We start from the raw sequence: 12,216 nt of genomic DNA on the forward strand, positions 1-12,216 counted from the left end.
CACTTGCAGACGGGCTCAGCGGTTGGACCAGATGTTGCCCTGGTTCTGGCCGTGCGCGCCCTGCTGGCCGATGCCGTACTGCGCCATCAGCCCCTGACCGATCTCCGCGCCCTGCGGCGGGAGCAGCTCACTGGGCTGGACGAGCGCGTGGCCATGGCCCTGGAAGTTCAGCTCCCAGCCCTCCCCCGTGCTGCCCCGGCGCCGCCAGACGCTCGACGAGGAGGTGGGCGCCTGCATCTGGACGACCAGGGAGGTCGACCAGGCGACGACGGCGTCCGCGTCGGCGTTGACGTACTTGTCCGGGGTGACCTGGAGCATCAGCGGCTGGCCGGAGGTCATCAGGGCGACCTTGCCCTGTCCGCTGATGACGAGGTTGTACGCGCCGGTGCCGGAGATCCCGAACTGGCTGTCCACCGCGATGGTGTCCCAGTGCAGGGTGGAGTCCAGCGCGAGGACGTAGGCGCTGTCGACGGTGAGGCCGTTGTGGTCCACGTCGACCACATGGATGTGCTGGGCGAGGTTGGCGAAGTAGACCGTGCCCTGCCCCGAGCAGCGCATCAGGTCCAGGCCCTCGCCCGTGTGCGCCTGAGTGGTGCGCTGACCGCGGGACTGGTATTCGCCGTCGAACTCCATCATGCCCTGGTAGGCGACCATGGAGCCCTTCCGGGCGAGGACGTCGTCGTGGCCGGTGAGGGAGACCCGCAGCAACTGCGGGTTCTGCAGGGCGTAGCGCTCCTGCGTCTGTGCTTCGGTGTGGCCGAAAAGCGGGCTCTGCATGCTGTCTTCGCTTCCCCTCAGCCCCGCGCCCGGAGCCGGTCGGTGCTGTCCTCGCTGGGCTGTACGACCACGAATCCCTGGCCCGAGAAGCCCAGTTGATAGGCTTCCCCGCTGCCCCGGCCGATCATGGAGGAGGCCTTGAAGCTGCGCTTCCCCTTCATCTTGAGGCCGGTGGACCAGGCGACGAGCGCGTCCGGGTCCACATAGGTCTCGTCGTCCCCGCGGCCGCAGTCGACGACGATGGGGGTGCCGCGGGAGGTGAGCGCCACCCACCCGGTGCCGGAGATGGCCACGTTGAACAGGCCCTGACCGGCGAACTTCGCCATCCCCTTCACCCGCTGCACGCCCCACTGCAAGTGGGCGTCGAAGGCGAGGATGTTGGTGCCGTTGACGGAGAGCGAGTCGCCGTCGAGCTGGAGGCAGACGACGTTCGCGCCGTAGTCGGCGAGGTAGAGCAGCCCGTCGCCGTGGCACTTCATCAGCGGCATGCCCTCTCCGGTGAGCCACTGGGAGGCCATCTGCCGGAGGGCGGGCGGGTTCGCCTCGTACTGGACGTAGCCCTCGTACGCGATCATCGAGCCCGTCCGGGCGAACAGGTCCTGGCCGGACCGCATGGCGACCTTCAGCATGCTGCTGCCGTGGTTCTCCATGCGTGCCGCGGCGGGGGTCGGGGCGTAGCCCGCGAACGGGGTCTGGTTCATGGTCATTTCGGGCTCCCTCAGACCTCGTAGGGCTGGACGACGATGAAATTGCCGGGCGCGCCGCGGAATTGGAGATTCACGGTCTCGCCACTGTGGCCCGGGTAGGCGTTGCGGCGCAGCCGCACCTGGCTGGAAATGATCACCTGTGCGGCGGCGGACCAGGCGACGATGGCGTTGCTGTCCGCGTACGTCGTGGGGGTGACCGGCAGCACCACGGGAACACCGTGGGTCTTGACGACGACGGTGCCGTGGCCCTGGAACTGCATGGTGAACAGGGCGCCGCCGGGGATGCCGTGGCCCTCGATCCGGCGGACCTCGTGCTGGAGCGACTCGTCGAAGGCGAGCACCGAGTCCGCGGAGACGCAGATGGCGTCGCCCTGGAGCTCGATGGGGTGCACGTGGGAGGCGTTCTCGGCCAGGAACACCTGTCCGCGGCCGTGCAGCGCATCAGCTGCATCTCCTGGCCCGTGACGCCGCCCATGATGCGCCCGGCGAAGCCCGCGCCCTTGTAACCGAAGTCGACCTTGCCCTGGTAGAGCACCATGCTGCCCTGCCGGGCGAGCACGGGCTGCTGGTCGACACCGAGGTCGACGCGGATGAGCTTGGGGTTCTGGAGCGTCCACCGCTGACCGGTGGGCACTTCGCGGTACTTCTCGAGAGCCGCCTGGACCCCGCCCGACGCGGCGGCGCCGGGCACGCCCTGGGCGTACGGCGCGGGCTGGCCGGGGTAGGGCGCGCCCTGGTGCGGCGCCTGCGGCGGGCCGCCGTAGGGCTGCTGCGGCGGGCCGGGATAGCCGTACCCGCCGGGCGGCAGGCCGTGGGGAGCGTGCTGGCCGGGTACGCCCGGGGGACCGGGCGGCGGCGGGAGCTGGCCGGCGTGGCCGCCGCTGTGCCCGCTTCCGTGCCCGCTTCCGTGCTCCGCGAAGTATCCGGGCGGGGCGATCGGCGCGGCGAGCGTGGGTGCCGCGTGCATCTGCTGGGGCGTCGGCGGCGGGGTGCTGCCCGGCGGAGGCGGGAAGCCCTGGTGGGGCGGCGGGGTCTGCTGCCGGTACGCGGGCGCGGGCGCCGGAGGCGGCGGGGTCTGGAAGGGCGCCTGCGGCACGCTCGGGGCCGGGCCCTGCGGGGCCGGGGCCTGCTGGGCGGATGCCTGCTGGGCGGATGCCTGCTGGGCCGGAGGGGCGAAGGCGGGGGGCGCGGTGGCCTGTGCCGGGGGCGCGAAGGCGGGGGCGGCCGCCTGGGGCGCCGCCGGGGCGGGCTCGGGCTCCTCCTCCAGCACCTCGCCGCCGAAGTTCCTGAGGAGCGCTTCCAGTCCGCCGTCGAAGCCCTGGCCCACGGCGGCGAACCGCCAGACGTCCTTCATATAGAAGTCGCCGAGCATGACCGCGCGTTCGGTGCTGAATTCCGCACCGGTGAAGGAGTAGCGCGCGACTTCCTCGCCGCCCGCGACGACACGGAGATAGCCGGGGCCGATCTGGGACATCTGCCCGGCGCCGTCGATGGTGGCCGTGAAACTCAGCTTCCGCACCTGCGCGGGAATCCGGTCGAGGGTGACGCGGAAGGATTCCGTGTCACCGGCCTGTGCGCCGAGTTGCGAAATCGCGCCCTCGGGCGACGCCGGCTGGTTGAAGAAGACGAAGTACCGGTCGTCGGACAGCCGCTCCTGGGCGTCGAGGCCGAAGCAGCTGATGTCGAAGGTCAGACCGGGACCGGCGATCTGCACACCCACGTACAGATCGGTCCCCGCCGTCAGGTCACTGATCTTGGCCTTGTGGCCGCGCTGGAATTCCCTGGCCATGCGTAACGACCGTCCCCCATCCGAACGTGTGATGAATGCGTCGCGTCAGGCTAACGGCTCGGCCCGGCCCTTACGGCTCCGGGCCGTTCGCGCCCGGACCCCGAACGCCGTCCGCGCTATTCGCTGCGCGCCGCGGGAAGATGGGGCAACCGGTCGGCGGCGACCACACCTTCGAGGTATCCACGGGCGCGCTCGGTCCGCGGATATGCCTCCAGGAGCCGCCAGAATCCGGGCCCGTGGCCGGGGACGAGCAGATGTGCCAACTCATGGAGCAGCACATAATCCACGACGTACTCCGGCATGCCCTGCAAACGGTGCGAGAGGCGGATGCTGCCCTCGGCCGGGGTGCAGGAACCCCATCGGGTGTTCTGGTTCGTCACCCAGCGGACCGTCTCCGGCCGAGCCCGGCCACCGAGATACTGCGCCGAGAGCCGCCCCGCCCGGTCGGCGAGCTCGGCGTCGCCGAGCACCCGCTTGCTCTCCTGGGCGGCGAGCTTGTCGAGCATCACCGTCACCCAGCGCTGCTCCTCCGCCTCAGACATCCGGGCGGGGATCAGCACCACCGTACGGTCGCCCTCGCGGTACGCGGAGACCGTTCTCCGGCGGCGCGCGCTCCGTCTGACCTCGACCGCACTGGTCTCCGGTCCGCCGGTGAGCGGGCTCGGAATGCTGCGCGGTGGTCTTGCGGCACTGTGCAGAGGATCGACGGGCACGCCCCGACGTTACCCGCTGGCGGCGCGTGAAGTCCCGCCCATCGCTCCTTGTCGGGGGAAAGACACCGGAGAGTGCACGGCTTGTACGACAATCACCCCGCTCCTGTGGATAACTTCGCACGGCCCACCGCCCGGCGGCCCATTCTGGAGGCCGACGGAGGGGGAAGACCATGCGGACGAACGCAACGACGGGCGCGGAGACGGGTGCGGAAGCGACGCGAGACGGCGCCGTGGGCGGGGCCGCGGCGGGCGGCGGCCCCGCGCGGAGGGCCACGGGGGCCCGGGGTGGCCTTGAGCGACGGTCGTCCTCACCCCCGGGCCCCGCTCCAAGAGCCCTCACCCCGCCGGCTCCCGCCCAGCCGGACTCCGCGCATCCGATGCTCAAGCCCGCGCTGCGGCGGAGCTGGCGCAATCGGGACACGGTGCAGTTCGGCGTGGCGCCCGCGCACGCGGTGGCGGTCGGCCCGGTGGACACGGCGACGAGCAGCTTCCTGCCCCTGCTGGACGGCACGCGCGGCATGCCGTTGCTCAGGGAGGAGGCCAGGGCCGTCGGACTGCCCGAGGGCCGGGCGGACGCCCTGGTCGAGAGGCTGACACGGGCCGGGCTGCTCGACGACCCACGGGCCGGTGGCGAAGGTGCCGCCGCGCTGCGCGACCAGGGTCCGGCGCTGGAGCGGCTGCGACCGGACCTCGCTTCCTTGTCGGTGCTCCACGCCGGCGCGGGGGCGGCGATGGGGATCATGGCCGCCCGCCGGGCACTGCGGGTTCAGGTGCGCGGCGCCGGGCGAGTGGGGTCGGCTGTGGCCGCGCTCTTGTCGGCGTCCGGGGTCGGCCAGGTCGACGTCCAGGACGGCGGCTGTGTGGAGCCTTGGGACGCAGGGCCGGGCGGCGTGGGGCCCGAGCGGATCGGGGAGCGCCGCGACGGCGCCGCCAAGCAGGTGGTCCGGCAGGCCGCGCCCGCGCCCCGGCCACGGGCCCGGGGAGGAGCTGGTGCCGAGCCCCCGCTGGCGCTGGTGGTGTTCGCCCCGCGCGACGGGCTCGCCGCCTACGCCCCCGACCCGGCGGCCGCGGAGGAGCTCATCCTGTCCGGAACTCCCCATATGTACGCGGGCGTCCTGGAAGCCACCGGAGTGGTGGGGCCGTTGGTGCTGCCCGGCGGGTCGGCATGCGCGGGCTGTGTGGAGCTCGGGCGGTCCGAACGGGATCCGGCCTGGCCCCGAATGCTCGCCCAGTGGCGGTCCGGCCGTGTCGCGGGGGTACCGTCGTGCGACATGGCACTGGCCACGGTTGTGGCGGGGCTGACCGTGGGGCGGGCGCTGTCCTTTCTCGACGGTGGGTCCCCGGCGAGCGCGGGGGTGCGGCTGGAGCTGGCCCTGCCGGGCCCGGCCTGGTCCCCACGGCCCGTCGAGCCGCATCCGCGGTGCCCGTGCGGCGCGGCGGGATCTTCGGATCCCGGATATGCCTCGGCCGCCGGGGTGCCGCACGGGACAATGAGCAGGTAACCGCCGTCCGCGGCGTGGCTGTTCGGCTAGTTGGAGGGGCGCATGTCTGATCTACCCCGCAAGGCGGTCACTCGTACCGCCAAGTTGGCGGCGCTGCCATTGGGGTTCGCGGGGCGCACGGCGCTCGGGCTCGGCAAACGCATCGGCGGCCGGCCCGCGGAGCTGATCGCCACGGAGTTGCAGCAGCGCACGGCCGAGCAGTTGTTCGCGACCCTGGGGCAGCTCAAGGGGGGTGCGATGAAGCTGGGCCAGGCGCTGTCCGTCTTCGAGTCGGCGCTCCCCGAGCAGGTGGCGGGCCCGTACCGGGCGGCGCTGACCAAGCTTCAGGAGGCGGCCCCTCCGATGCCGACGAAGTCGGTGCACGCGGCGCTGGCGGAGCGGCTCGGGCCGGACTGGCGGGATCTGTTCGAGGAGTTCGAGGACCAGCCGGCGGCGGCCGCGTCGATCGGGCAGGTGCACCGGGCGGTCTGGCACGACGGGCGCGAGGTCGCCGTGAAGGTGCAGTATCCGGGCGCGGGCCAGGCGCTGCTCTCCGACCTCACCCAATTGGGGCGCTTCGCCCGGCTGCTGGGCCCGCTGATCCCCGGCATGGACATCAAGCCGCTGATCGCCGAGCTCCGCGACCGGGTGGCGGAGGAGCTGGACTACGAGCTGGAGGCCCGTGCGCAGGCAGAGCACGCGCGGGAGTTCGCGGGCGATCCGGATGTGACCGTTCCGCAGGTGGTGCACCAGAGCGATCAGGTGCTGGTGACCGAGTGGATGGAGGGGGTGCCACTGTCCGAGGTGATAGCGGAGGGCACCCAGGAGCAGCGGGACCGGGCCGGTCAGCTGCTGGCGCGCTTCCTCTTCTCGGGCGCGGCGCGCACCGGACTGCTGCACGCCGATCCCCATCCGGGCAACTTCCGGCTGCTGACCGGTGACGCCCCCGACGGCCCGCCGGAGAAGTGGCGGCTGGGCGTGCTGGACTTCGGCACGGTGGACCGGCTGCCGCAGGGGCTGCCGCCGACGATCGGCACGGCCCTGCGGCTGACGCTGGACGGCGAGGCGGAGGCGATCCACGAGCTGCTGCGGGACGAGGGGTTCGTCAAGCCGGAGATCGAGCTGGATCCCGGGGCGGTCATGGACTATCTGCTGCCGATCATCGAGCCCGCGCAGGTGCCGGAGTTCACCTTCACCCGGGGCTGGATGCGCGCGCAGGCGACGCGGATCGCCGATCCGCGCTCGCCCGCCTATCAGCTGGGGCGGCAGCTCAATCTGCCGCCGGCGTATCTGCTCATACACCGCGTGACGACCAGCACCATCGGGGTGCTCTGCCAGCTGGGTGCGACGGTGCGGCTGAGAGACGAGATGGAGGCGTGGGTGCCCGGCTTCGCGGCGGCCGACGAGAGTCAGGAGACACCCGCCTGACGGGCCGGAGGCAGGCCCTCACCACCAGGACGAGTCGAGCCGGCTCTCGATCGCTCTGAGGTTGGCGCGGGCGCAGTCGTCGCAGAAATAGCGGCGGCTGCCGTTCTCGACGGAGCAGGTCCAGGTCGGCGGCGTACCGTCGGCGGCGGTGCCACAGCGAGCGCACGTCACGGGCGTGGCGTTCTCGGTGGCCTCAGGGTCCAACTGCACTGATTCATGCGTCTTCTGGTCCACTCCCAGACGATATCCCCGTGGACGCGCCGCGAGGGGACAACGCACCCAACGCCCCGCGGGGCCGGTCCGTTCGGACCGGCCCCGCGGGGATCGGGATGAGCTCCGGGTGAGCCCTGGGCCTTGGCCGGGCACGCTCAGTGCATCACGGCCATGGCCAGCGCGCGGCGGGCGCGCAGCGAGGCGCGCTCGGCGCGGCGCTGCATCCGGCGGGCGCTGACCAGCCGGACGGCCCTGCGTTCGGATTCGGCGGCCCGGAGGCGTTCGTGCATATGGGCACGGGCCAGGGCTTCTGGGATGAGTTGCATTTCGAGGTTCCTGTTCTGGCGCGAGGCGGTCGCGCCGGAGATGTCACGGGTGGGGGCTTCGGAGCCGAACGGCTCGGTGGCGGGGCGGTGCATGGTCGGATCCTGCTTCTTGGGGTCGTGCGTGGTGGGGCGGTCGATGGTGCCGAAGACGTTCATGCGGCGACCGGGTTCTTGCGCGGACGGCCACGGGGCCGCTTGCGGGCCACCACGACGCCCTGGACGAAGAGCTCGCCACCCCAGACGCCCCACGGCTCACGCCGGTCCAGAGCACCGGCCAGGCATGCCTCGCGGAGCGGGCAGGTCTGGCAGAGCGACTTGGCGTACTCCACGTCGGCCGGGGTCTCGGCGAAGAAGACCTCGGGGTCGTAGCTGCGGCAGGGGACGGGCGTGCCCAGGTTCTCGATGGCGTCGTCGAGGTCGGTGAGGGCGGTGAGGGGGGTCAAGGAGTCCTCCGTGGGGACAGGCGGGGGGATCAGGTCGGTCGCTACTGACGGGGTGTGTGCCTTGAGTTGCACGGTGTTTGTTCCTCGTCTTGTCTTCCGGCTTGTGGCCGGGCTGGTTCCCCCCGCACGGGCGAGGGGGCAAACAAAAGGGCCGCGGATCCCGGTGTGGGTTCCGCGGCCCTGGAAGGTGCCGACCTGATCATGCCGATCAGGCTGGATCTCTCCAGGGTTCGAGCCCACGGAAGGCCCACATCGTGAGGTGCTGCTGCGCGTTCAGGGATCCGGCGCCGTTGGTCGTCGCCTCAATGGCATAGGCCTGAGCCTGTGCCGCTGCTGCTGCCCTTACCGCGGACGCCTTGATCGGTCGCTCATTGACCGGGGCAAAGCCTGCGTGGAACAGACCGGTGCCCTGGAACAGGGAGAGGGAGCCGACAGTGGTGCCGAGGGAACGGGTGGCGACGACCGGGCGATCGGTCATTTTGTTGCTGGTCTTGAAGCTGATCATTGGTCTCCGCCTCCTCTCGGCGTCTAAGGGGACTGGTCGAAACCAGTCCGGACGGTTCAGTACAGCACGGATCCACCGGAACTCGAAAGAGCCGCTGTCTCCGTGCTCGGAAGGCTATGGGTATGCCGTCCGCGTGCGCAAACTATTTTTCCGGAGTTTCTTCCGAGGCGTCTTCGCAGGTCGCCTCCCCGCCCGCGCACAGGGCCAGGACGTCCGCGCCGAACCTCTCGAGCTTCCGCCTTCCGACCCCTGAGATGCCCGCGAGCTCCGATTCGTCTCCCGGCACGGCCTCGGCGATCGCCAGCAGCGTCTTGTCGGTGAAGACGCAGTAGGCGGGCTGGCCCAGCAGGCCCGCCTGCCCGGCCCGCCAGTCGCGCAGCCGCTCGTACAGCGCCTCGTCCAGCTCGACGGGGCAGTCCTCGCAGCGCATCAGCTTGATCTCGCCCGCGTCCGTCAGGGTCTTGCCGCAGACCCTGCACCGCGCGGGCCCCCGGCGCCTGCGCCGGTCGGCGCGCTCGACGCCCGCGCCGCCGCCCGTGAAGGCGGCGGGGCCTCCCCCGCCGGAGCGGGCGACGGAGCCGGGGCGCAGCCCGGTCAGGAAGCGGGTGGGGCGGCGGGTCGCCCGGCCGCCCGGGGTGCGGGACAGCGCCCACGACAGGGAGAGATCGCGGCGGGCCCGGGTGACCCCCACATAGAGGAGGCGGCGCTCCTCCTCGACCTGTTCGTCGGTCTTGGCGTAAGTGATCGGCATCATGCCCTCGGCGAGCCCGACGAGGAAAACGGCGTCCCACTCCAGGCCCTTGGCCGCGTGAAGTGAGGCGAGAGTCACACCTTCGACGGTCGGCGCGTGCTGGGCGGCGGCCCGCTCGTCGAGTTCGGCGACGAGGTCGGACAAGGTGGCCGCCGGTCTGGCCCGTACGAAGTCCTCCGCGAGCCGCACCAGGGCCGCCAGCGACTCCCAGCGGTCCCGGACCGCCCCCGAGCCCGCGGGGGGCTCAGCGGTCCAGCCACGGGTGCCGAGCACGGCCCGCACCTGGGAGGGGACGTCGTCGGCGTCGGCGAGCTGGGGGTCCGAGTGCCCTCCGGCGCGGGCGGCGCCGCGCAGCAGCAGCGCGGCCTCGCGGACCTCCGGGCGCTCGAAGAACCGCTCGGCGCCGCGCAGCTGATAGGGCACCCCGACGTCGGCGAGGGCCTGTTCATAGACCTCGGACTGGGCGTTGATGCGATAGAGGATCGCGATCTCGCTGGCCGCGACCCCGGAGTCGATCAGCTCGCGGATCCGGCGCGCGGTGCCCTCGGCCTCGGCGGGCTCGTCCGCGAACTCCGTATAGCGGGGCTCGGGGCCCGCGGGGCGCTGCGAGACCAGCTCCAGCCGGTGCTCGGCGGCCCGGCCACGGGCCTGCGAGAGGAGGCCGTTGGCGAGGTGGACCACCTGGGGGGTGGAGCGGTAGTCCCGGACGAGCTTGACGACCGTCGCGCGCGGGTGGCGGGTGCGGAAGTTCAGCAGGTGGTCGGGGGTGGCGCCGGTGAAGGAGTAGATGGTCTGGCTGGCATCGCCGACCACGCAGAGATTGTCACGGTCGCCCAGCCACAGCTCCAGGAGCCGCTGCTGGAGCGGGCTGACGTCCTGGTACTCGTCGACCACGAAGTGCTGGTACTGACGGCGCACGGTCTCCGCGATGTCGTGCCGGTCCTGGAGGACGCCCACGGTGAGCAGCAGGACGTCCTCGAAGTCGATCACGCCGCGGTCGCGCTTGAGCTGCTCGTACGTCCCGTAGATCCGGCCGATCTCGGCGGGGTCCCGGGGGGCCTCGCGGCCGGCCTTGGCGGCGGCGGGGGCATAGTCCTCGGGAACGGTCTGGGTGACCTTGGACCACTCGATCTCGCCCGTGACGTCCCGCAGTTCATTGCGGTCGAGCCGGACGCGGCAGCGGGCCGCGGCCTCCGCGACGAGCTGGACCTTCCTCTCGAGCAGGCGCGGCACCTCGCCGCCCACGGCCTTCGGCCAGAAATACTGGAGCTGGCGCAGCGCCGCCGAGTGGAACGTGCGCGCCTGGACGCCGCCCGCGCCGAGCTGGCGGAGCCGGCCGCGCATCTCCCCGGCGGCGCGGTTGGTGAAGGTGACGGCGAGCACACTGGCGGGCTGGAGCACCCCGGAGCGAACGCCGTAGGCGATCCGGTGGGTGATCGCGCGCGTCTTGCCAGTGCCCGCTCCGGCCAGCACGCACACCGGACCGCTGAGCGCCGTGGCCACCGCGCGCTGCTCGGGATCGAGCCCGTCGAGCACGGCGTCGGCAGAGTCCGGGACCTGCGGGAAGAGGGTTGCTGTCACCCCGCCATGCTGCCAGGTCGGCAGGGGCGACCGGGAACGTCGTCCACAGGGCCGGCCCTCCGGTCATATCAATGGCCGGAGTCGTCCGGAGTGACGGACAGGACCGTCTCGCGGGTACCGGGCGGCATGGTGCCCGGCGAGGCGCGGGATTCACCGGGGAATGGTCCCGCACAGGTGCGCGTTCTACGACTGGCACCACACCCACCACCGAAGGAGCACGAGGACGCATGTCGGGCACCGTGACGATGTACAGCACCACCTGGTGCGGCTACTGCCGCCGGCTGAAGAGCCAGCTGGACCGCGAGGGAATCGCGTACAACGAGATCAACATCGAGCACGACGCCGAATCCGCGGCCTTCGTGGAAAAGGCGAACGACGGCAACCAGACCGTCCCGACCGTCCTGGTCGTTCCCGAGGGCGGCGGCGTTCCGGTCACCATGACCAACCCGTCGCTCGCCCAGGTCAAGCAGGCACTGGCCTCCTGACCCGGGCCCGGCCGCGGGGCACCGGCTCCAGGGAGCCGGTGCCCCGGCCGGCTCAGCTCCACCGGCTCAGCTCCAGGCGGGGCCCTGCGGCAGCGGCTCGCCGTACCAGAGCTCCAGCAGGCGGGCCGCGATGGAGATGCCGGTGGGCGGCAGCACCTCGCCGGAGGCGAAGCCCGCCCGCAGCTCCTCCCGCGAGAACCAGCGGGCCTCGTGGATCTCCTCGCCGTCCACCTGGATGTCCGCGGACGTGGCCCGCGCCATGAAGCCCAGCATCAGGCTGGACGGGAAGGGCCAGGGCTGGCTGGCGACGTACTCCACGTCACCGACGACCACGCCCGCTTCCTCGGCGACCTCCCGCCGCACCGCCTGCTCGATGGACTCGCCCGGCTCGACGAAGCCCGCGAGCGTCGAGAAGCGGCCCTCCGGCCAGTGCATCTGCCGGCCCAGCAGCGCCCGGTCCTGCTTGTCCGTGACGAGCATGATGACGGCCGGGTCGGTGCGGGGGTAGTGCTCCGCGCCGCAGGCGGGGCAGCGGCGGATGTGGCCCGCGGCCGCCACCACCGTGCGCTCGCCGCAGCGCGAGCAGAAGCGGTGCAGGCGCTGCCAGTTCTCCAGGGCCACCGCGTGCACCAGCAGTCCCGCGTCGCGCGGCGAGAGCAGCAGCCCGGCCTCGCGCAGCCCGGCGGGGCGCGCCGACTGGTCCATGCGCCCCGGCAGCGCGTCCTTCTGGAGGGCGAAGTAGGCGATGCCCTTCTCGTCCTGGCCGAGGAAATAGCGGTGCGTCTCGGTGACCGGCGCCTCGAACGCCGGGGTCATCACCAGCTCGGTGCGGCCGTCGGGGGTGTCGTCGACCAGCACCTGCCCGCCGGAGACCACGAAGACTCTCGTCGAAGGGTGACTCCACGCCGCGGCAAGCCATGCCTCGTCGAGGCGGTGGTGCGCGGCGCGGTCGATGCCGCTGTCCCCACTGAGCGTGATGGGCCGGGCGGCTGACAGATCGGTCCAGGTGGTCACGGC

12 protein-coding genes and 1 pseudogene are annotated in these 12,216 nt (G+C 72.1%); 3 read left to right on the plus strand and 10 right to left on the minus strand.

The window, feature by feature from the left end:
* Positions 1 to 15: 15 nt before the first annotated feature.
* From ACFY1P_RS01965 to ACFY1P_RS01980, 4 genes and pseudogenes are all read right to left on the minus strand, one after another.
* Entirely contained in the window at positions 16 to 777 is a 762-nt protein-coding gene (locus ACFY1P_RS01965) for an AIM24 family protein (RefSeq protein ID WP_361527131.1), read from the minus strand.
* A 17-nt stretch (positions 778 to 794) separates the two neighbouring features.
* The gene (locus ACFY1P_RS01970; RefSeq protein ID WP_361527161.1) at positions 795 to 1,478 is read right to left on the minus strand and encodes an AIM24 family protein; all 684 of its coding nucleotides are present in this window, start codon (positions 1,476 to 1,478) and stop codon (positions 795 to 797) included.
* Positions 1,479 to 1,495: 17 nt separating this feature from the next.
* Positions 1,496 to 3,273: pseudogene (locus tag ACFY1P_RS01975) on the minus strand (TerD family protein).
* Between the two features lie 116 nt (positions 3,274 to 3,389).
* The gene (locus ACFY1P_RS01980; protein ID WP_361527135.1) at positions 3,390 to 3,986 is read right to left on the minus strand and encodes a M48 family metallopeptidase; all 597 of its coding nucleotides are present in this window, start codon (positions 3,984 to 3,986) and stop codon (positions 3,390 to 3,392) included.
* A gap of 377 nt (positions 3,987 to 4,363) precedes the next feature.
* Between ACFY1P_RS01980 and ACFY1P_RS01985 the strand changes: the two genes are divergently transcribed.
* On the plus strand, positions 4,364 to 5,488 hold the full coding sequence (locus tag ACFY1P_RS01985) for a ThiF family adenylyltransferase (protein WP_361527137.1): 1,125 nt from the start codon (positions 4,364 to 4,366) through the stop codon (positions 5,486 to 5,488).
* A gap of 42 nt (positions 5,489 to 5,530) precedes the next feature.
* Entirely contained in the window at positions 5,531 to 6,895 is a 1,365-nt protein-coding gene (locus ACFY1P_RS01990) for an AarF/ABC1/UbiB kinase family protein (protein WP_361527139.1), read from the plus strand.
* 18 nt (positions 6,896 to 6,913) lie between these two features.
* Here ACFY1P_RS01990 and ACFY1P_RS01995 read toward each other — a convergent pair whose 3' ends face one another.
* From ACFY1P_RS01995 to ACFY1P_RS02015, 5 genes are all read right to left on the minus strand, one after another.
* Positions 6,914 to 7,129, minus strand: a complete 216-nt coding sequence (locus ACFY1P_RS01995) for a hypothetical protein (protein ID WP_390749352.1) — start codon at positions 7,127 to 7,129, stop codon at positions 6,914 to 6,916.
* A gap of 134 nt (positions 7,130 to 7,263) precedes the next feature.
* Entirely contained in the window at positions 7,264 to 7,590 is a 327-nt protein-coding gene (locus tag ACFY1P_RS02000; RefSeq protein ID WP_361527141.1) for a hypothetical protein, read from the minus strand.
* Positions 7,587 to 7,949 carry a WhiB family transcriptional regulator gene (locus ACFY1P_RS02005; RefSeq protein WP_116213773.1) on the minus strand — a complete coding sequence of 121 codons (363 nt, stop codon included), beginning with the start codon at positions 7,947 to 7,949 and terminating at the stop codon, positions 7,587 to 7,589. Before ACFY1P_RS02005 ends, ACFY1P_RS02000 begins: the two co-directional genes overlap by 4 nt.
* Positions 7,950 to 8,085: 136 nt before the next feature.
* Positions 8,086 to 8,382: a hypothetical protein gene (locus ACFY1P_RS02010; RefSeq protein ID WP_390749353.1), complete on the minus strand. Its 297-nt coding sequence runs from the start codon at positions 8,380 to 8,382 to the stop codon at positions 8,086 to 8,088.
* A gap of 142 nt (positions 8,383 to 8,524) precedes the next feature.
* Entirely contained in the window at positions 8,525 to 10,714 is a 2,190-nt protein-coding gene (locus ACFY1P_RS02015; RefSeq protein ID WP_361527145.1) for an ATP-dependent DNA helicase UvrD2, read from the minus strand.
* A gap of 227 nt (positions 10,715 to 10,941) precedes the next feature.
* On the opposite strand from ACFY1P_RS02015, the gene ACFY1P_RS02020 reads away from it, so the two are divergent.
* Complete coding sequence (locus ACFY1P_RS02020) at positions 10,942 to 11,199, plus strand: mycoredoxin (RefSeq protein WP_361527147.1); 258 nt, start codon at positions 10,942 to 10,944, stop codon at positions 11,197 to 11,199.
* 66 nt (positions 11,200 to 11,265) lie between these two features.
* Here the strand turns inward: ACFY1P_RS02020 and nudC are convergent, their stop codons facing one another.
* On the minus strand, positions 11,266 to 12,213 hold the full coding sequence (gene nudC / locus ACFY1P_RS02025; protein ID WP_361527149.1) for an NAD(+) diphosphatase: 948 nt from the start codon (positions 12,211 to 12,213) through the stop codon (positions 11,266 to 11,268).
* Between the last annotated feature and the right edge of the window lie 3 nt (positions 12,214 to 12,216).

The organism is Streptomyces sp. NPDC001407 (assembly GCF_042895325.1).
Lineage (GTDB): Bacteria > Actinomycetota > Actinomycetes > Streptomycetales > Streptomycetaceae > Streptomyces.